17 protein-coding genes are annotated in these 16,018 nt (G+C 69.0%); 9 read left to right on the plus strand and 8 right to left on the minus strand.

The window, feature by feature from the left end; genetic code table 11:
• Positions 1-12: 12 nt before the first annotated feature.
• Positions 13-138: a type B 50S ribosomal protein L36 gene (gene ykgO / locus BLU08_RS08605; RefSeq protein WP_034905333.1), complete on the minus strand. Its 126-nt coding sequence runs from the start codon at positions 136-138 to the stop codon at positions 13-15.
• Positions 139-226: 88 nt separating this feature from the next.
• Positions 227-1,264, minus strand: coding sequence for a UDP-glucose 4-epimerase GalE (gene galE, locus BLU08_RS08610; RefSeq protein WP_090198244.1), 1,038 nt, complete (start codon positions 1,262-1,264; stop codon positions 227-229).
• Positions 1,265-1,380: 116 nt separating this feature from the next.
• On the opposite strand from galE, the gene BLU08_RS08615 reads away from it, so the two are divergent.
• On the plus strand, positions 1,381-2,037 hold the full coding sequence (locus BLU08_RS08615) for a hypothetical protein (protein WP_090198249.1): 657 nt from the start codon (positions 1,381-1,383) through the stop codon (positions 2,035-2,037).
• On the plus strand, positions 2,034-3,167 hold the full coding sequence (locus tag BLU08_RS08620; RefSeq protein ID WP_090198252.1) for a M14-type cytosolic carboxypeptidase: 1,134 nt from the start codon (positions 2,034-2,036) through the stop codon (positions 3,165-3,167). Before BLU08_RS08615 ends, BLU08_RS08620 begins: the two co-directional genes overlap by 4 nt.
• 127 nt (positions 3,168-3,294) lie before the next feature.
• Here BLU08_RS08620 and BLU08_RS08625 read toward each other — a convergent pair whose 3' ends face one another.
• Genes BLU08_RS08625 through BLU08_RS08635 form a run of 3 tightly spaced genes read right to left on the minus strand, consistent with a single transcriptional unit; the run spans position 3,295 to position 5,016 of the window.
• Complete coding sequence (locus BLU08_RS08625; RefSeq protein WP_090198256.1) at positions 3,295-3,738, minus strand: cytidine deaminase; 444 nt, start codon at positions 3,736-3,738, stop codon at positions 3,295-3,297.
• Positions 3,735-4,475 carry a glycoside hydrolase family 25 protein gene (locus BLU08_RS08630; protein ID WP_233995913.1) on the minus strand — a complete coding sequence of 247 codons (741 nt, stop codon included), beginning with the start codon at positions 4,473-4,475 and terminating at the stop codon, positions 3,735-3,737. The genes BLU08_RS08625 and BLU08_RS08630 overlap by 4 nt, the downstream gene beginning before the upstream one ends.
• 7 nt (positions 4,476-4,482) lie before the next feature.
• Positions 4,483-5,016: a UPF0262 family protein gene (locus tag BLU08_RS08635; RefSeq protein ID WP_172801005.1), complete on the minus strand. Its 534-nt coding sequence runs from the start codon at positions 5,014-5,016 to the stop codon at positions 4,483-4,485.
• 147 nt (positions 5,017-5,163) lie between these two features.
• On the opposite strand from BLU08_RS08635, the gene BLU08_RS08640 reads away from it, so the two are divergent.
• The 3 genes from BLU08_RS08640 (at position 5,164) to BLU08_RS08650 (ending at position 8,057) form a co-directional block, all read left to right on the plus strand.
• Positions 5,164-6,675, plus strand: coding sequence for a replicative DNA helicase (locus tag BLU08_RS08640; protein ID WP_090198261.1), 1,512 nt, complete (start codon positions 5,164-5,166; stop codon positions 6,673-6,675).
• A gap of 103 nt (positions 6,676-6,778) precedes the next feature.
• On the plus strand, positions 6,779-7,123 hold the full coding sequence (gene rpoZ, locus BLU08_RS08645) for a DNA-directed RNA polymerase subunit omega (RefSeq protein ID WP_090198265.1): 345 nt from the start codon (positions 6,779-6,781) through the stop codon (positions 7,121-7,123).
• A 202-nt stretch (positions 7,124-7,325) separates the two neighbouring features.
• Positions 7,326-8,057: a ParA family protein gene (locus BLU08_RS08650; RefSeq protein ID WP_090198270.1), complete on the plus strand. Its 732-nt coding sequence runs from the start codon at positions 7,326-7,328 to the stop codon at positions 8,055-8,057.
• 185 nt (positions 8,058-8,242) lie between these two features.
• On the opposite strand, the gene ftsH is transcribed toward BLU08_RS08650, so the two are convergent.
• Both ftsH and BLU08_RS08660 read right to left on the minus strand, forming a co-directional pair.
• Positions 8,243-10,219 carry an ATP-dependent zinc metalloprotease FtsH gene (gene ftsH, locus BLU08_RS08655; RefSeq protein ID WP_090198274.1) on the minus strand — a complete coding sequence of 659 codons (1,977 nt, stop codon included), beginning with the start codon at positions 10,217-10,219 and terminating at the stop codon, positions 8,243-8,245.
• Positions 10,220-10,347: 128 nt separating this feature from the next.
• Complete coding sequence (locus tag BLU08_RS08660; RefSeq protein ID WP_090198276.1) at positions 10,348-10,992, minus strand: TetR/AcrR family transcriptional regulator; 645 nt, start codon at positions 10,990-10,992, stop codon at positions 10,348-10,350.
• 92 nt (positions 10,993-11,084) lie between these two features.
• Here BLU08_RS08660 and BLU08_RS08665 point away from each other — a divergent pair, with 92 nt between their 5' ends.
• From BLU08_RS08665 to BLU08_RS08680, 4 genes are read left to right on the plus strand one after another with little or no spacing between them, the layout of a single operon-like run.
• A complete protein-coding gene (locus BLU08_RS08665) occupies positions 11,085-12,221 on the plus strand; it encodes an ABC transporter permease (RefSeq protein ID WP_090198279.1) in 1,137 nt (378 codons plus the stop codon).
• Positions 12,218-12,967: an ABC transporter ATP-binding protein gene (locus BLU08_RS08670; protein ID WP_172801006.1), complete on the plus strand. Its 750-nt coding sequence runs from the start codon at positions 12,218-12,220 to the stop codon at positions 12,965-12,967. Before BLU08_RS08665 ends, BLU08_RS08670 begins: the two co-directional genes overlap by 4 nt.
• A gap of 42 nt (positions 12,968-13,009) precedes the next feature.
• Positions 13,010-14,017, plus strand: a complete 1,008-nt coding sequence (locus BLU08_RS08675) for an efflux RND transporter periplasmic adaptor subunit (RefSeq protein WP_090198283.1) — start codon at positions 13,010-13,012, stop codon at positions 14,015-14,017.
• A complete protein-coding gene (locus BLU08_RS08680; protein ID WP_233995914.1) occupies positions 14,014-15,492 on the plus strand; it encodes an efflux transporter outer membrane subunit in 1,479 nt (492 codons plus the stop codon). The genes BLU08_RS08675 and BLU08_RS08680 overlap by 4 nt, the downstream gene beginning before the upstream one ends.
• A 67-nt stretch (positions 15,493-15,559) precedes the next feature.
• Here BLU08_RS08680 and BLU08_RS08685 read toward each other — a convergent pair whose 3' ends face one another.
• A complete protein-coding gene (locus tag BLU08_RS08685) occupies positions 15,560-16,018 on the minus strand; it encodes a MaoC family dehydratase (protein WP_090198286.1) in 459 nt (152 codons plus the stop codon).

Here is a 16,018-nt window from a genome sequence, read left to right on the forward strand (position 1 = left end):
CGTCAAGCCGAATCAGCCCTGGCGGGCCTTGAACCGGCGATTGGTCTTGTTGATGACATAGGTGCGACCGCGGCGCCGGATGACGCGGCAATCGCGGTGGCGCTTCTTCAGCGACTTGAGGCTGTTGCGGATTTTCATCGTCGTGTCTTTCCAAACAAAAAGCGCCGAGACGCATCCCGGCGCGCGCATTCGTTGCCGCGTCCGTTAGCGCCGCGAGGCCGCTTCGTCAACCATTCGCGGCATCGCTCCGGCGCAGTTCGTCCAGCCGCCGCTCCCAGGCGAGCGCGTGGGAGATGATCGTTTCTAGATCGTCGAAGCGCGGCGTCCAGGGCAGCGTCGCCCGGATGCGCGTGGGGTCCGAGACGAGCGAGCCGGGATCGCCCGGCCGCCGCTGCGCGTAGCGCCGCTCGATCGGGGCATTCGTCAGCCGGTCGAGCGCGTCGAGCACCTCGAGCACCGAAAAGCCCCGTCCGTAGCCGCAGTTCATCGTCAGCGAGCGGCCCGGCGCCTCGATCAGCGCCTCGAGCGCGAGGACATGGGCGGCGGCGAGGTCGCTCACGTGGATGTAGTCGCGCACCCCCGTCCCGTCGGGCGTGTCGTAATCGGTCCCGAACACGCTGACATGGTCGCGCTTGCCGAGCGCGGCCTCGACCGCGACCTTGATGAGATGGGTCGCCCCCGCGGTCGATTGCCCGCTGCGCCCGTCCGGATCGGCCCCGGCGACGTTGAAATAGCGCAGCGCGCAGTAATTCATCCCGTGGCCGGCGGCGGCGGTATCGGCCAGCATCTGCTCGGTCATCAGCTTCGACCAGCCATAGGGATTGATCGGCGCGCGGGGCGTGTTCTCGTCCACCGGCGAAACCTCGGGCATCCCATAGGTCGCCGCGGTCGAGGAGAAGATGAAATGCGGCACGCCCGCCCGCACCGCCGATTCGATCAGCGCGCGGCTCTTCACCGTGTTGTTGTGGTAGTACCCGAGCGGGTCGGCGACGCTTTCGGGCACCACGATCGAGCCTGCGAAATGCATCACCGCGCCGCGCCCGCCGCCCATGCCCTGTTCGGCGAAGATCCGGTCGAGCAGCGCGCCGTCCTCGATATCGCCTTCGTAGAAGGGGACGCCTTGCGGGACGGCGAAGCGGAACCCGGTCGACAGGTTGTCGATCACGCCAACCGGCCAGCCCGCATCCTGCAAAGCGAGCACCGCGTGGCTGCCGATATAGCCGGCGCCGCCGGTCACAAGCACGGGAATCTGCGTCCTGTCCATGCCCGCGCCCCTAGCACGCGAATGCCCCGAAACCATGAACAATCGCATATGCGAAAGCGGTCGTGGCGCGTGCGTGCGAGGAGGCTATAGTCGCGCCCCGAAAGAAAGGACATTCCATGCACATCGCCCCCGCACGCCGCGCCGCCCCCGCACGCCGCGCCGCCTTTGCCGCGGTGCTTTCCGCCCTCGCCCTCGGCGGCTGCGCCGGCGTCTACACCGGCCCGGTCGAGGTCACCCGCTTCGTCGCGGAGGACCGCCGCGCGGCGCTCGGCCAGGGCGCGATCGCGATCGTCTTTCCCGACGAGATCGGGAACGCGGCCGCGCGCGACGCCTTCGAGGCGGCGGTGGCGGGTGAATTGCGCGCACTCGGCTACTCCATCGCGACCGAGCCCGGAACCGCCGGCCAGACCGCGACCATCCGCACCGGCCGCGAGCCGATCGGGCGCGCGGGCCAGGGGCGCTCGCCGGTCAATGTCGGGGTCGGCGGACGGACCGGCGGTTTCGGCTCGGGCGTGGGTGTCGGGGTCGGGGTCAACCTCGGGGAAGGCAGCAGGGCCCCGCGCGTCGTCACCGATCTTGCCGTGCGCATCCTCGGCCCGGCCGGCGAAAGCCTGTGGGAAGGTCGCGCCGATCTCGAAACCTCGATCGATTCGCCCTATGCCGACACGGTTGCGGCGGCGCGCACGCTGGCTGCGGCCTTGTTCCGCGATTTCCCCGGTGGCAATGGCGAGACCGTCACCATCGACGTCGCCGACCTCAAGGGAACCGAATGACCGCAATCGCCATCGACGCCGCCTTCGACAGCGGCAATATCGAGATAAAGTCCATCGAGGGTCGATCCGCCCGCCTCGCGCTCAGGAAGGACCACGGTTCCCGGTTCGCGCAGTGGTTCCATTTCCGGGTGACGGGCGCCGCGGGCGAGGAACTCGAACTCAAGCTCACCGGCCTCAACGACAGCGCCTATCCGGGCGGCTGGCCCGGTTACGACGCCTGCGTGTCGGAAGACCGCGAATACTGGGCGCGTGCGGCCAGCAGCTTCGACAAGGACGAGGCGAACGGTACTCTCACCATCCGCTACACGCCCGCGTCGAACCTGTGCTGGTTCGCCTATTTCGCGCCCTATTCGATGGAACGGCACCACGACCTCGTCGCCGAGACCGCTGCGAGCGAGGGGGTGGACCTCGTCCGGCTCGGCGAGACGCTCGACGGCCAGCCGCTCGACCTGCTCGAACTGGGCGAAGGCGCGATGCAGGTGTGGCTCTACGCGCGCCAGCACCCGGGCGAGACGCAGGCCGAATGGTGGATGGAAGGCGCGCTCGAATGCCTGACCGATCCGGCCGACCCGGTGGCGCGGGCGCTGAGGAAGCATTGCCGCCTGCATATCGTGCCGAACTGCAATCCCGACGGATCGCGCCGGGGGCACCTGCGCACGAACGCGGTCGGAACCAATCTCAACCGCGAATGGGCCTCGCCCAGCGCGGAGAAATCGCCCGAAGTGCTCGCGATCCTGGCGAAGATGGACGAAACCGGGGTCGATTTCGCGATGGACGTGCACGGCGACGAGGCGATTCCCGCGGTCTTCCTCGCGGGGTTCGAAGGCATCCCGTCCTGGACCGACGAACAGGGCGAGGGCTTCTACCGCTACCAGCGCATCCTCGACCGCCGCACGCCCGATTTCCAGACCAAGCTCGGCTATCCCAGGGCAGCGCCAGGCAAGGGCAATCTCGCGATGAGCACCAATCAGGTCGCCGAACGTTTCGGCGCCTGCGCGATGACGCTGGAAATGCCCTACAAGGACCTCGCCGATTTTCCCGAACCCGAGCAGGGCTGGTCGCCCGAACGCTGCAAGCTGCTTGCGCGCGACTGCCTCGCGGCGCTGGTCGAATGGATCGAGACTCGCTGACTTCTTCCCGTCACGCCGCGTGTGACAGGGTTTCGCGCGGGGCGCGTTCTCCGCTGACGAGGACATCCGCATCGGCCTGCCGATCGTCGGCGGGGTCCTGGGCGGTCCTATCGGGAAGGAATGACCTTCAGGCGAGATTGGCGGGGCCGAAGGCGCGCGGGAGGAGGTCGGACAGGCGCACTCGCTCGGTCCGCGTCGTCCCGACGCACAGGACGATCGGGTCGGTGGAGCCCAGTTGCGCGATCTCGTTGAGCACCTGCCGGCAGCGCCCGCAGGGCGTGATCGGCGCGCCCCTCGTTCCCTTGGCTCCCTTGTCCGCCGGGCCGGTCACCGCGACCGCGACGAGCCCGCCGCGCCGCCCTTCGCCCAGGGCCTTGGCGACCGCGACCGTCTCGGCGCACAGGGCAAGGCCGTAGCTTGCGTTCTCGACGTTGCATCCGGTGATCACCGCGCCGTCCTCGAACAGCAGGGCCGCGCCGACGCTGTAATCGGAATAGGGCGCATAGGCGTTCAGCGCCGCCGCGCGCGCGGCCGCGACCAACGCCGTCTCGGCATCCGCGGACAAGGTCATTTCTGCACCACCACCCATTCGATCGGATCCTGCGAAGCCTCGGTCATCAGGCCAGCGTTCGCGCTCCACAGCAGCCAGGGCCGCCCGGCATAGTCCGGCTCGGCCCGGTCGCGCACCAGCCACAGGTCGCGCTCCAGCTTCGCCGCGATGCGGTACTTGCGCTCGAACGCCGGGCCGAGCTTGAGGATGACGGGACGCCCGGCGTGCATCTCGATCTGGTTGATGAGCGTCATCAGTTCGCTTTCTACCGCCGCCTCGCTCATCGGCGGGGTGCACGGGATGCGTGCGATCGCAAGCACCAGCGCGGGCGGCAGCAGATCGGCATCGCGCGGCACCATGCGGGTGAAGCGCGCGCTCTGCGGATCGGCCCGCGTGCACAGGTCGAAGGGAAACGCGATCCCCACGTCGAGCCCCGCCGCCCGCGCCGCGTCGAGCCGCGCGGCGAAACCGGGATCGGGGGCCGCGCCGCTCGGGGCGAGCTCGAGATAGACAAACCGCGCCCCCAGCGCGCGCAGCGTCTCGAACCGCGTGCCCGATGAGCCGCTGCGAATCACCGCGCCCTGTTCGGGATAGGCGGCCTCCGCCGGACGCCAGCCGCGCATGTCGACCCACAGCCAGCACGAATAGAGGATGATCGCCAGCACGGCGAGCACGAAGCCCTGCCACACGAGGCGGATGATCCGGCCCCCCGCCCCCAGCTTGCGGCGGCGGGCGGTCCTCAGGCGGGGCTTGGCCACGTCTCCCTCAACCCTTGATGTGGAGCACGCAGATCAGCGTGAAAAGCCGCCGCGCGGTCGCGAAATCGGTCTCGACCTTGCCTTCCAGCCGTTCGAGCAGCAATTCGGCGGCGTTGTTGTGGATGCCGCGCCGGGCCATGTCGATCGTCTCGATCTCGGTCGGAGTCGCCTTGCGGATCGCCTGGTAATAGCTGTCGCAGATCGCGAAATATTCGCGGATCGGGCGGCGGAACCGGGCGAGCCCGATCAGCAGTGTCTCGAGCGGGGCCTCGCCCTCGTCGGCAATGTCCATCGCCAGCCGCCCGTCGCGCACCGAGAGGTGCAGGCGATAAGGCCCCTTCGCCCCGCGCTCGGCGCTGCGCACCGGCTTGAAGGTGTTTTCCTCGATCAGGTCGTAGATCGCCACCCGCCGCTCCTGCTCGACATCGGCGTTCCGCCACAGGATGGTCTCCTCGTCGAGCGAGATGTGCACGATCCGGTGGGCGGCCGAAGACGAGCCCGGCGCGGGCGGAACGTCAGAATCGGGCGGCGAATTGGCCATGACGCGATGCCTTCGCAGATCGCGGGGCCATTATTCAAGCACTTCGATTCCCCATCCCCGCTATCCACAGCGGCAAGGGCGCGCGCGAAAAATATATTGCCCGGCCGAGGTCTTGCCCGGTGCGGTACGCGGGCGCATTGGGAGGGGATGCCTGAACCCGAAAAGCTCTCCCTCGTAACCAGCGGCGAATCGACCGAGACCCGCAAGCTTCCCGCCAATCTCGAAGCGGAGGCGGCGTTTCTGGGCGCGGTGCTGATCGACAACCGGGTGATCGAGGAATTGCAGGTTCCGATCCGCCCGGAGCATTTCTTCGAGCCGATCCACGCCCGCATCTACGAACGCGTGCTCACGCTGATCGACCGCAACGCGACCGCCTCGCCGGTGACACTGCGCCCCTATTTCGAAGCCGACGAGGCGCTCAGGGACCTCGGCGGCACCAGCTATCTCGCGCAATTGACCGCGAGCGGGGCGGGCCTGCTCGCCCCCCGCGAACTGGCCCAGCAGATCTACGACCTTGCGCTCCTGCGGGAACTGGTGACGGTCGGGCGCTGGCTGGTCGAAGGCGCGCTCGACACCTCGCAGGACGTGAGCCCGACGGAACGCATCGCACAGGCCGAGGCGGACCTGTTCAGGGTCGCCGACGGGGCCGCGACGGGAAGCGAGGTCGCGACCTTCCGCGAAGCCTCTATGAGCGCGCTCAAGATGGCCGAGGCCGCGCTCAACTCGGGCGGCGGGCTGTCGGGCAAGACGACCGGCATCGACACGATCGATTCGAAGACTTCGGGCCTGCACAATTCCGACCTCATCATCCTTGCCGGGCGGCCGGGCATGGGCAAGACGTCGCTTGCCACCAATATCGCCTTCAACTGCGCCGAGGAGCACCTGCGCTGGCTGTCGGAAGGGGGCGAGTTCAATTACGGTGCGCCGGTCGCCTTCTTCAGCCTGGAAATGAGCTCCGACCAGCTCGCCACCCGCATTCTCGCCGAACAGGCCGAGATCTCTTCGGAGGCGCTGCGCAGCGGCAAGCTCACGCGCGATGAATTCCAGCAGCTCTCCTTCGCCAGCCAGCGGCTCGCCGAACTGCCGCTCTATATCGACGACACCCCCGCGCTCACGATCGCGGCGCTCCGCAACCGCGCGCGCCGGTTGAAGCGCAAGCACGACATCGGCCTCATCGTGGTCGACTACCTCCAGCTGCTGCAGGGTTCCGGCCGGGCGAACGACAACCGGGTGAACGAGATTTCCGAGATCAGCCGGGGCCTGAAGACGCTCGCCAAGGAATTGTCGGTGCCCGTGATCGCGCTGTCGCAGCTCTCCCGCGCGGTCGAGCAGCGCGAGGACAAGCGGCCGATGCTGTCCGACCTCAGGGAATCGGGCTCGATCGAACAGGACGCCGACATGGTCTGGTTCATCTACCGCTCCGATTACTACCACCTGCTGGTGAAGCCCGACACGCCCGACGAGACCTCCTCGCCCGAGGCGCGCGAGAAATACCTCGCCTGGGAACAGAAGCACGAAGAACTGGTCGGCAAGGCGAGCCTGATCGTGGCGAAACAGCGCCACGGTTCGACCGGCAACGTGCCGCTGCATTTCCAGAGCGACATCACCAAGTTCACCTCGCCCAACCGGCGCGACTATTCTGATTACGGGTACGAATAGGCTGGCGGCCACGCGCCTGCGACCGCGCGAATCCTTGACAGGTCAAGGCTCCGCGCCTAGCTGACACGCTTTCCCGCAGCCCCGGACAGGAAGAGACACGCCCATGGCCCGCGTTACCGTTGAAGATTGCGTCGACAAGGTTCCGAACCGTTTCGACCTCGTCCTGCTCGCCGCCCAGCGCGCGCGCGAAATCTCCGGCGGGGCCGAACTGACGATCGACCGCGACCGCGACAAGAACCCGGTCGTCGCGCTGCGCGAAATCGCCGAACAGACGATCCGGCCCAGGGACCTCGAGGAATCGCTGGTCGTCGGCCTGCAGAAGATCCTGCCCGACGACGAGGACGACGCCGACGAGATCGGCTCGCTCAGCCAGTCGGCCGAAGCGCTGCGGATCACCGCCTCCGCGCCGACCCGTTCGACCTCGATCGGGGCCGATTACGACGGCTGACCGGGGCGCCGCAAAGGCTCGCGAAACACACGAAAGGCCGCCGTTTCGGCGGCCTTTTTGTTTGCCGCAGGATATTGCGCTTGATGACAAGATTCTAACCCGACGGCGCAGCGCTTGCCTTTGGCCCGTGGTGATGTAACGAAATCTCGTGTAATCGAAACGTAACAATACGCGCGGAGCGAAGCGGAAGGTTGGAGGCGGGATGGCGACGATCGCGGTCTACAGCGTCAAGGGCGGCGTCGGAAAGACGACTTTCGCGGTCAACCTCGCCTGGTGCGCGGCGCAGATATCGCGGCGGCGCACCCTGCTGTGGGATCTCGATGCCTCGAATGGCTCGGGCTTCCTGCTCGGCGTCGATCCCCGGAAGAAACGCACCGCCGACACGGTCTTCGCCGCCGAGCGCGGGCCGGACAAGCTGATCCAGCGGACCGCCTACCCGACGCTCGACCTGCTGCCGGCGGACGAGAGCATCCGCACGATCGGCCGCCAGCTCGACGCGATCGGCAAGAAGAAGCGGCTCGCCAAGCTGGTCGAGACGCTGTCCAGGGATTACGAGCGGATCCTGTTCGACTGCCCGCCGGTGCTCAACGAGCTGAGCACGCAGGTGATGCGCGCGGCCGACCTCGTGATCGTGCCGCTGCCGCCCTCGCCGCTATCGGCGCGCGCCTTCGATCTGGTGGTCGACGAGGTGCGCGGCAGCGGCAAGGGGCATCCGCCGATCCTGCCGGTGCTCTCGATGCTCGACATGCGCCGGGCGCTGCACAAGCAAGCGCGCGAGGCGAACGGCAACTGGCCGGTGGTCCCGCTCGCCTCCGCGATCGAACAATGCGCGGTCGAAAGGAAGCCGGTCGGCGCCTTCGCCCCGCGCTCGGCGGCCGCGCGCGCCTTCGCTCACCTCTGGGCTGCGATCGAGCGCAAGCTGGCCGAGAAATAGCGGGGGCTGGCGGCGACCGCCGGATTGCCGCGTTTTTGCACCTTCAAAAGGCACCCGGGGGATAGGCGCGGCCAGTCACGCGCGCCGGCCGGGCCATGGGCGAGGCGCAAGGGAAAGGGGCGCCCGGATCCGGTCCGGGCGCCCCTTTCGCGTGTCAGATGGCTCGGCCGAACGGCCGCGAGCGTTCAGGCGCCCTGCGGTTCCGGCCCGCCGGTGTCCTCGGCGCCCTTGCCGCCGAAGCGCTTGCCCGCCTTGGGGATCGCCGAACCGCGCGGCGGGCGGACGAAAGTCGGGCTCTTCGGCTCGTTCGGGCGGTCGATCTTGCCCGTTTCGAGCAGCGTCTTGATCTCCTCGCCCGTCAGCGTCTCGTATTCGAGCATGGCCTGGGCAAGCAGATGGAGCTCGTCCTCGTGCTTGGTCAGGATCTCGGTCGCCCGCTTGTGCGCGCCCTCGACCAGCGCCTTGATCTCGGCGTCGATCAGCTTGTTCGTCTCGGCACCCGCCATGGTCCGCTGGGTCTGGCCCATGCCGAGATAGCCTTCCTGGCTGCTCTCGTACTGGAGCGGGCCGAGCTTCTCGCTCATCCCCCACTTGGTCACCATGTTGCGCGCAAGGTCGGTCGCGTACTGGATGTCCGACGACGCGCCCGAGCTGACCTTGTCGTGACCGAAGATGATTTCCTCCGCCACGCGCCCGCCCATCGCGACCGAGAGGTTCGCGTGCATCTTGTCGCGGTGGTAGGAATAGGAGTCCCGCTCCGGCAGGCGCATCACCATGCCCAGCGCACGGCCGCGGGGGATGATCGTCGCCTTGTGGATCGGATCGGACGCTTCCTCGTGGACCGACACGATCGCATGGCCCGCCTCGTGATAGGCGGTCATCTTCTTCTCGTCGTCGGTCATCACCATGGAGCGGCGTTCCGCGCCCATCATGACCTTGTCCTTGGCGTCCTCGAATTCCTGCATCGCGACCAGCCGCTTGTTGCGGCGCGCGGCGAGCAGGGCGGCCTCGTTGACGAGGTTGGCGAGGTCCGCGCCCGAGAAACCGGGCGTGCCGCGCGCGATCGTGCGCGGGTTCACGTCCGGGGCCAGCGGCACCTTCTTCATGTGCACGCCGAGGATCTTCTCACGCCCGTCGATGTCGGGGATCGGCACCACGACCTGCCGGTCGAAACGGCCCGGGCGCAGCAGCGCGGGGTCGAGCACGTCGGGCCGGTTGGTTGCGGCGATGATGATGATGCCTTCATTCGCCTCGAAGCCGTCCATCTCGACAAGCAGCTGGTTGAGCGTCTGCTCGCGCTCGTCGTTGGAATTGCCGAGCCCGTGCCCGCGCGAACGGCCGACCGCGTCGATCTCATCGATGAAGACGATGCAGGGCGCGTTCTTCTTGGCCTGTTCGAACATGTCGCGCACGCGGCTCGCGCCCACGCCGACGAACATCTCGACGAAGTCCGAGCCCGAAATGGTGAAGAAGGGCACGCCCGCCTCGCCCGCGATCGCGCGCGCCAGAAGCGTCTTACCCGTACCGGGCGAACCGACCAGCAGTGCGCCCTTGGGAATCTGGCCGCCGAGCTTGGAGAAGCGCTGCGGGTCCTTCAGGAACTCGACGATCTCCTGCAGTTCCTCACGCGCCTCGTCGATACCTGCGACATCCTCGAAGGTGACGCGGCCCTGGCGTTCGGTCAGCATCTTGGCCTTGGACTTGCCGAAACCCATCGCGCCGCCGCCGCCGCCCTTCTGCATCTGGCGCAGGGCGAAGAAGGCGATGCCGAGGATCAGGATGAAAGGCAGCGACTGGATCAGCAGGAACAGCAGCACGTTCTGCCCCTCGCGCGGCTTGCCGGAGAACTCGACGCCGTTCTCTTCCAGCAGGCGGGTGATTTCCGCATCATTGGGCACGGGCACGGTCTGGAACGTCTCGTTGTTCTGCAGCGTGCCGGTGATCATGTCCTCGCCAAGCTGGACCTCGCGCACCTCGCCCTCGATCACCGCCTCGCGGAAATCGGAATAGCGGATCTGCGTGCCCGAAGGCTGACCGGCATTGCCGAACAGCGACACGAGCAGCAGCAGGGCAAGGAAGATCCCGCCCCAGATCATCAATTGCTTGACCCAGGGGTTCGGACCGTCGGGCGGCTGCTGGTTGGGATCGTTCTGGTCGGCCATCGGCTGGATTCCTTTCTGCCGTCACAATGTAGGACAGCGCGAATGAATGGCAAGATAATGGTGCCCCCGCGCGAGGATGCCGTTTTTCGAAACCGCGATTGCGGTTTTTGGAAACGGCGCGGCGGGCTTCATTGCGGCCCGTAGGCGGACAGGAAGACATCGACCGCGCGCTCGATCCGGTGGCGGTCCTGCCCGCCCGGCAGGGCCGCGCCGAAACGCCGTTCGAGGTCGCCCATGCCCTTGCACATCGAGACGAACTGTTCCGCCGCGATCGCCGGATCCTCGATCCGGAGCTCGCCCGCCGCAGCGGCGTGTTCGAGATAGGCGGAAAAAGCGTCCCTCATCCGCCGCGGCCCCGCCAGCAAGAAGGCGCGCCCGATCTCGGGGTCGGTCTCGGTCTCGGCGGCGATGCGGCGTTCGAACTGGATCATCTCGGGGCGGGAAAGGAAGGCGACGATCGCCTCGCCGATCGCGACCAGCCGTTCGCGGATCGTCCCGACCTCGCCGCCCGCATCGCGGATCGGCAGATGCTCGCGCATGTTGTCGCATTCGCTGTGCACCGCCGCGGTGAACAGGGCTCGCTTGTCGCCGAAATGGTTGTAGACGGTGACCTTGGACACCCCCGCCTCGGCGGCGACCTGCTCGATCGAGGTCGCGGCGAACCCGTTGCGGAAGAAGCTCCGCGTCGCCGCCTCGAGGATGGCCGCGCGCTTCGCCCGGTCCGAAGGGCGGCCGGGCCTTCGCGGAGCGGCCGAGGCGCGGACGGTTGACAAAATGAACGGCTCCGTTCAATTAAACGAGACCGTTCAGTAATGTCGCGAATCGCCCCACGGCGCAACCCCGTCCCGGACCGAAGGTTCCCCCGATGCTCTGGATCGCCATCCGAATGCTCACCGGCGACGCGCAGAAATTCTACGGCCTGCTGTTCGGCATCGCCTTTTCCACCTTGCTCATCACCCAGCAGCTGACGATCTTCTCCAACCTCATCGAACGCGGGGCGAGCGGGGTCTTCAACGCGCCCGAGGCGGAGATCTGGGTGATGGACCCGGTCAGCCGCACGACCGAGGTTCATTACGCCATGCCCTCGACCGCGCTCGACGAGGTGCGTTCGGTCGAGGGGGTCGAATGGGCCGTGCCGCACCTGCGCGCCCCGGCCTCGGTCCGCACGCGCGAGGGCGATCTGGAAGGGGTGCAGATGATCGGGGTCGACGATGCGACCCTGATCGGCCTGCCGGCGCGGCTGAAGGAAGGGGACAAGCGCATCCTCTACCAGCCCGACAGCGTGCTGATCGACGATTTCGGCGTGTTCAACCTGTTCGGCCCGGGCGAATCGGCGATCGGCGCGCGGCTCGAACTCAACGACCAGCGCGCCGTGATCCGGGGCGTGACCGACGCGATCCCGACCTTCACCAGCCAGGTCACCCTCTACACCACCTACAGCCGGGCGCTGAATTACGTGCCGGGCACGCGCAACCGCCTGACCTTCGTCCTCGCCGGGGCGAGCGAGGGCGAGACGCCGCAGGCGGTCGCCGCGCGGATCGAGCGACAGACCGGCCTGAAGGCGCTGACCCGGCCGCAATTCGCGCAGAACGGGATCGACTTCATCGTCGAGAACACCGGCATCCCGCTCAATTTCGGGATCACCGTGGCGCTCGGCTTCATCGTCGGGGTGGCGATCGTGGGCCTGACCTTCAGCCTCTTCATCCGCGACAACATCAAGCAGTTCGGCGCATTGAAGGCGATCGGCGTCACCAACGGCAAGATCGTGCGGATGGTCGCCGCGCAGGCGGCGATGGTCGGCTCGATCGGCTATGCCCTCGGCGTGGTCGGCACCGTCCTGTTCATCTGGAGCTTTTCCGGCAATCCCACGTTCAAGGGCTTCTATATCCCCTGGCAGGTCCCGCTCGTCAGCCTGGTCGCGGTCGTGCTGATCCTCGCGCTGACGGGCTGGATCGGCCTGCGCTCCGTCCTCAGGACCGAACCGGCGGCGGTGTTCCGGTGAAGCCGCCCTCCCCCGCACCCGCACCCTCGCCCTCCGTCGAACCGCGCGAAGCGGCGATCAGCGCGCGCGGCATCACGCGCGATTTCGAGACCGGACAGACCACCATCCGCGTGCTCCACGGGATCGACACCGACATCCGCTCGGGCGAGATGACCTATGTCGTGGGCGAAAGCGGGTCGGGCAAGACGACGCTCATTTCGATCATGTGCGGCATCCTCTTCCCCACCGAGGGCGAGGTGAAGGTGTTCGGGACCGACATCTACGCCCTGTCCGATACCGAACTGGTCAGTTTCCGCCTCGCCAACATCGGCTTCATCTTCCAGCAGTACAACCTCATTCCCTCGATCGACGTCGCCGCCAACGCGGCCGTCCCGCTGATCGCGGGCGGCATGGCCGTGGCCGAGGCGCGCGAACGGGCCAAGGTCCTGCTCGACAAGCTCGCCATCGCCGACCAGGCCGACAAGCTGCCGAGCCAGCTTTCGGGCGGCCAGCAACAGCGCGTCGCGATCGCCCGTGCGCTGGTCCACGAACCGCGCCTCGTCGTCTGCGACGAGCCTACCGCCGCGCTCGACGCGCGTTCGGGCCGACGGGTGATGGACCTCCTGCGCGAAGTCGCCGTCGCCCCGGACCGCGCCTGCATCATAGTCACCCACGACAACCGCATCTTCGACCTCGCCGACCGCATCCTCGTGCTCGAGGACGGGCGCGTCATCCACGATGGCGCCGAGATGCCCGAGGACAATTGATGCCCCGCCGCCTTTCCCCCTTCCCCCTGCGCCGAGGAATGCATGGCCCTTCTCCCCGCTGACGTCAGCTTCTCGCGCCAGGTGCTGCCGGTGATCGCGCTCATCGGCATCCTCCTGGCCGCGGTCTACATCGCCGCGATCCTCCCCGACCGCGCCACCAGCGAGCCCGCCGAACAGCCGCCCAAGCCGTCCGGCGCGCTGGCCGGTGCGGCGCGCGTCGCGGGCACCGGGCTGGTCGAACCGGCAAGCGAGATCATCGACATCGGCTCGGCGCTGTCGGGCCTCGTCACCCGGGTGCAGGTCGAACCGGGCGACCGCGTTGCGGAAGGCGACGTGCTTTTCGCGGTCGATCCGCGCGCCGCGCGCGCCCAGCTGGGCGAGGCCGAAGCCGCGATCCGCGAGGGGCGCGCCGCGATCGCCGAGGCCACGGCGGCAAGGGCGACCGCGCGCGAGCAGCTCGCGCTCTACGACGAGATCGCGGACCCGGCCGCCGTCAGCCGCTCCGAGGTGATCCGCGTCAAGGGGGAGGAAGTCGCCGCCGCGAGCCGGCTCGAGCTCGCCCGCGCCCGGCTCGCCGCGGCCGAGGCGCGCGCGGCGAGCGTGCGCACCGAACTCGACCGCCTGACCGTGCGCGCGCCGATCGCGGGCGAGATACTCGCGGTCAATATCCGGCCGGGCGAATTCGTCGCCACGCAGGGCGGCGGGTCCAGTGCGCCCTTCATCCAGATGGGCCGGACCGATCCGCTCCACGTCCGGGTCGACGTGGACGAGAACGAGGCCGCCCGGGTCAGGCTCGGCGCGCCCGCGCTGGTCTCGCCGCGGGGCGCCGCGGATATCCAGGTCCGGGCGAACTTCATCCGCGCCGAACCGCAGGTCGTGCCCAAGCGCCAGCTGACCAACAGCGCGGCCGAGCGGGTCGACGTGCGCGTGCTCCAGCTGATCTACGCCCTGCCCTCCGACGCGGGCGAACGCGGACCCTTCCGGGTCGGCCAGCAGGTCGATGCCTTCATCCCGGCGACCGGCGAACACAAGGCGGGCGGGCGCGAATGACGCCGCGCTTCGCCCTGCGCCGCCGCGCGAGGATGGCGCTCGCGGCCATGCTGCCGCTGTCGCTCGGTGCCTGCGGGCTGAAACCCGCGCCCGAGGTCGCGACCCCGCCGCCCGAGCTTCCCGGCGCCTTCTTCCACGCCCCCGAAGCCGGGCCGGGCGCATCGGTCGCCGCCCTGCTGCCGCGCGAGGACCCGGCCTTCCGCGCACTGGCCGACAAGGCCGTGGCAGGCGCGCCGTCGCTGGCCGAGGCGCTCGCGCGGGTCGATGCCGCGCGCGGCCGGGCGGAGCGCGCCGGGGCGGAACGCCTGCCCGACGTCACCGCCGATGCGAGCCTGCGCGAACAGCGCATCAACCCCGCGCAGTTCGGCGACGCGGGGGCGAGCGGACTGATCCCGCGCAACCTCACCCAGTACGGCGCCAACGTCGCGGCGAGCTGGGACCCCGACATCTTCGGCCAGCTGCGCGCGCAGGAACGCGCCGCGATCGCCCGGATCGACGCGGCGAGCGCGCAGGCCGCGGCGGTCCGCAACGCGCTGCTGGCCGAGATCGCGGCGAGCGTGATCGACTGGCGCACGCTCGATGCCCGCGCCGCCGCGCTCGAGGCGGACGAAGCGGCGGCCAAACGCCTCGCCGCTCTGGCCGCGACCCGGGAGGAGGCGGGCCTGGCGCCCGGGTTCGACCGGGTCCGCGCCGAGGCCCAGGCGAGCGCCTCGGCCTCGCGCCTCGTCGGGCTCGAAAGCGAGCGGGTGCGGATCGTCGGGCGGCTGGTGACGCTCACCGGGCTCGCCGCGGGGGAGGTGCGCGCCCTGCTCGCCGCCGCCGCCACGCCGCCTGTCGCCGAGCCGCCCGCCGCGGCCGCGCTGCCCTCGCTGCTGCTCGCAAACCGGCCCGACGTGCTCGCCGCCGCGGCCGAGCTCGCCGCGACCGACGCCGATCTCGCGGCCGCCTCGCGCGCGCGCTTCCCGCGGCTGACGCTGTCGGGGGTGATCGGCCTGCTCGCCTTCGACCCGGAGGACCTGTTCGACACCGATTCCATCGTCGGCAACCTCACCGCGGGGGTTGCCGGGCCGCTGCTCGATTTCGGGCGGATCGAGGCCGGGATCGACACCGCCGCCGCCGGCAAACGCGCCGCCTTCGCCGCCTATCGCGGCGCGGTGTTCGAGGCGCTGGGCGATGCCGAGGCCGCCTATGGCCTGATCGCGGCGAGCGATGCCGAGGCGCGGCAGGCGATCCGCGAACGCGACGCCCTGCAACGCGCCGCGAGGATCGCCGATGCGCGTTACCGCGCGGGGCTCGCCGATTTCCTCACCGTGCTCGAGGCGCGCCGCGCCGCCGATGCCAGCGGCGAACGCGCGGCGGCCGCGCTCGGGCGGGCGCGGCGGGCACGGATCGGGCTGTGGCAGGCGCTGGGCGGCGATCCGCCCGCGCCCCGGGCAGAGGCATCGCAAAACGGACGCACCGCCGCCGCGCCGTAGCGCCGCATAGCCCCGCGGGCGCGGATCGGCACGGAAGGCGCGAAACCGCGGCCGTTATCCGCCGCGATCAGTCCCCCGAAGGCGCCCGCTGGAGCAACGCCGTGCGCTCGCAGCGGCACACGACCTCGCCGCGCTGGTTCATCATTTCGTGAACGAAGGTGACGATCCCCGCCTCGGGCCGCGACTTGCTTTCGCGCAATTCCTTCACCTCGGTCACCGCGTGGAGCGTGTCGCCGATGAAGACCGGCCTGGGCGTCACGACATCGGTGAAGCCGAGATTGGCGACGAGCGTGCCCAGTGTCGTCTCGCCCACCGACAGGCCGACCAGCAGGCTGAAGGTGAAGGTCGAATTGACGAGGATCTGCCCGAACCCGCTCGCCTTCGCCGCCTCCGCATCGAGGTGGAGCGGCTGCGGGTTGTGGGTCATGGTCGAGAACAGGAGGTTGTCGGTCTCGGTCACGGTGCGGCGGATCGGGTGCTCGATCCGGTCGCCGACCTGCCATTCGTCGAAATACCGGCCCGCCAT

The organism is Erythrobacter sp. HL-111 (genome assembly GCF_900105095.1).
In the GTDB taxonomy this organism is placed as follows: Bacteria; Pseudomonadota; Alphaproteobacteria; order Sphingomonadales; family Sphingomonadaceae; genus Erythrobacter.

What these genes read in the sequence shown, in the direction of transcription:
- BLU08_RS08665 (WP_090198279.1), top strand. Translation starts at nt 11,085, where the DNA reads ATGCTCTGGATCGCCATCCGAATGCTCACCGGCGACGCGCAGAAATTC.
- BLU08_RS08620 (WP_090198252.1), top strand. Translation starts at nt 2,034, where the DNA reads ATGACCGCAATCGCCATCGACGCCGCCTTCGACAGCGGCAATATCGAG.
- BLU08_RS08685 (WP_090198286.1), bottom strand. Translation starts at nt 16,018, where the DNA reads ATGGCGGGCCGGTATTTCGACGAATGGCAGGTCGGCGACCGGATCGAG.
- BLU08_RS08615 (WP_090198249.1), top strand. Translation starts at nt 1,381, where the DNA reads ATGCACATCGCCCCCGCACGCCGCGCCGCCCCCGCACGCCGCGCCGCC.
- galE (WP_090198244.1), bottom strand. Translation starts at nt 1,264, where the DNA reads ATGGACAGGACGCAGATTCCCGTGCTTGTGACCGGCGGCGCCGGCTAT.
- BLU08_RS08680 (WP_233995914.1), top strand. Translation starts at nt 14,014, where the DNA reads ATGACGCCGCGCTTCGCCCTGCGCCGCCGCGCGAGGATGGCGCTCGCG.
- BLU08_RS08635 (WP_172801005.1), bottom strand. Translation starts at nt 5,016, where the DNA reads ATGGCCAATTCGCCGCCCGATTCTGACGTTCCGCCCGCGCCGGGCTCG.
- BLU08_RS08650 (WP_090198270.1), top strand. Translation starts at nt 7,326, where the DNA reads ATGGCGACGATCGCGGTCTACAGCGTCAAGGGCGGCGTCGGAAAGACG.
- ykgO (WP_034905333.1), bottom strand. Translation starts at nt 138, where the DNA reads ATGAAAATCCGCAACAGCCTCAAGTCGCTGAAGAAGCGCCACCGCGAT.
- BLU08_RS08625 (WP_090198256.1), bottom strand. Translation starts at nt 3,738, where the DNA reads ATGACCTTGTCCGCGGATGCCGAGACGGCGTTGGTCGCGGCCGCGCGC.
- rpoZ (WP_090198265.1), top strand. Translation starts at nt 6,779, where the DNA reads ATGGCCCGCGTTACCGTTGAAGATTGCGTCGACAAGGTTCCGAACCGT.
- ftsH (WP_090198274.1), bottom strand. Translation starts at nt 10,219, where the DNA reads ATGGCCGACCAGAACGATCCCAACCAGCAGCCGCCCGACGGTCCGAAC.
- BLU08_RS08675 (WP_090198283.1), top strand. Translation starts at nt 13,010, where the DNA reads ATGGCCCTTCTCCCCGCTGACGTCAGCTTCTCGCGCCAGGTGCTGCCG.
- BLU08_RS08640 (WP_090198261.1), top strand. Translation starts at nt 5,164, where the DNA reads ATGCCTGAACCCGAAAAGCTCTCCCTCGTAACCAGCGGCGAATCGACC.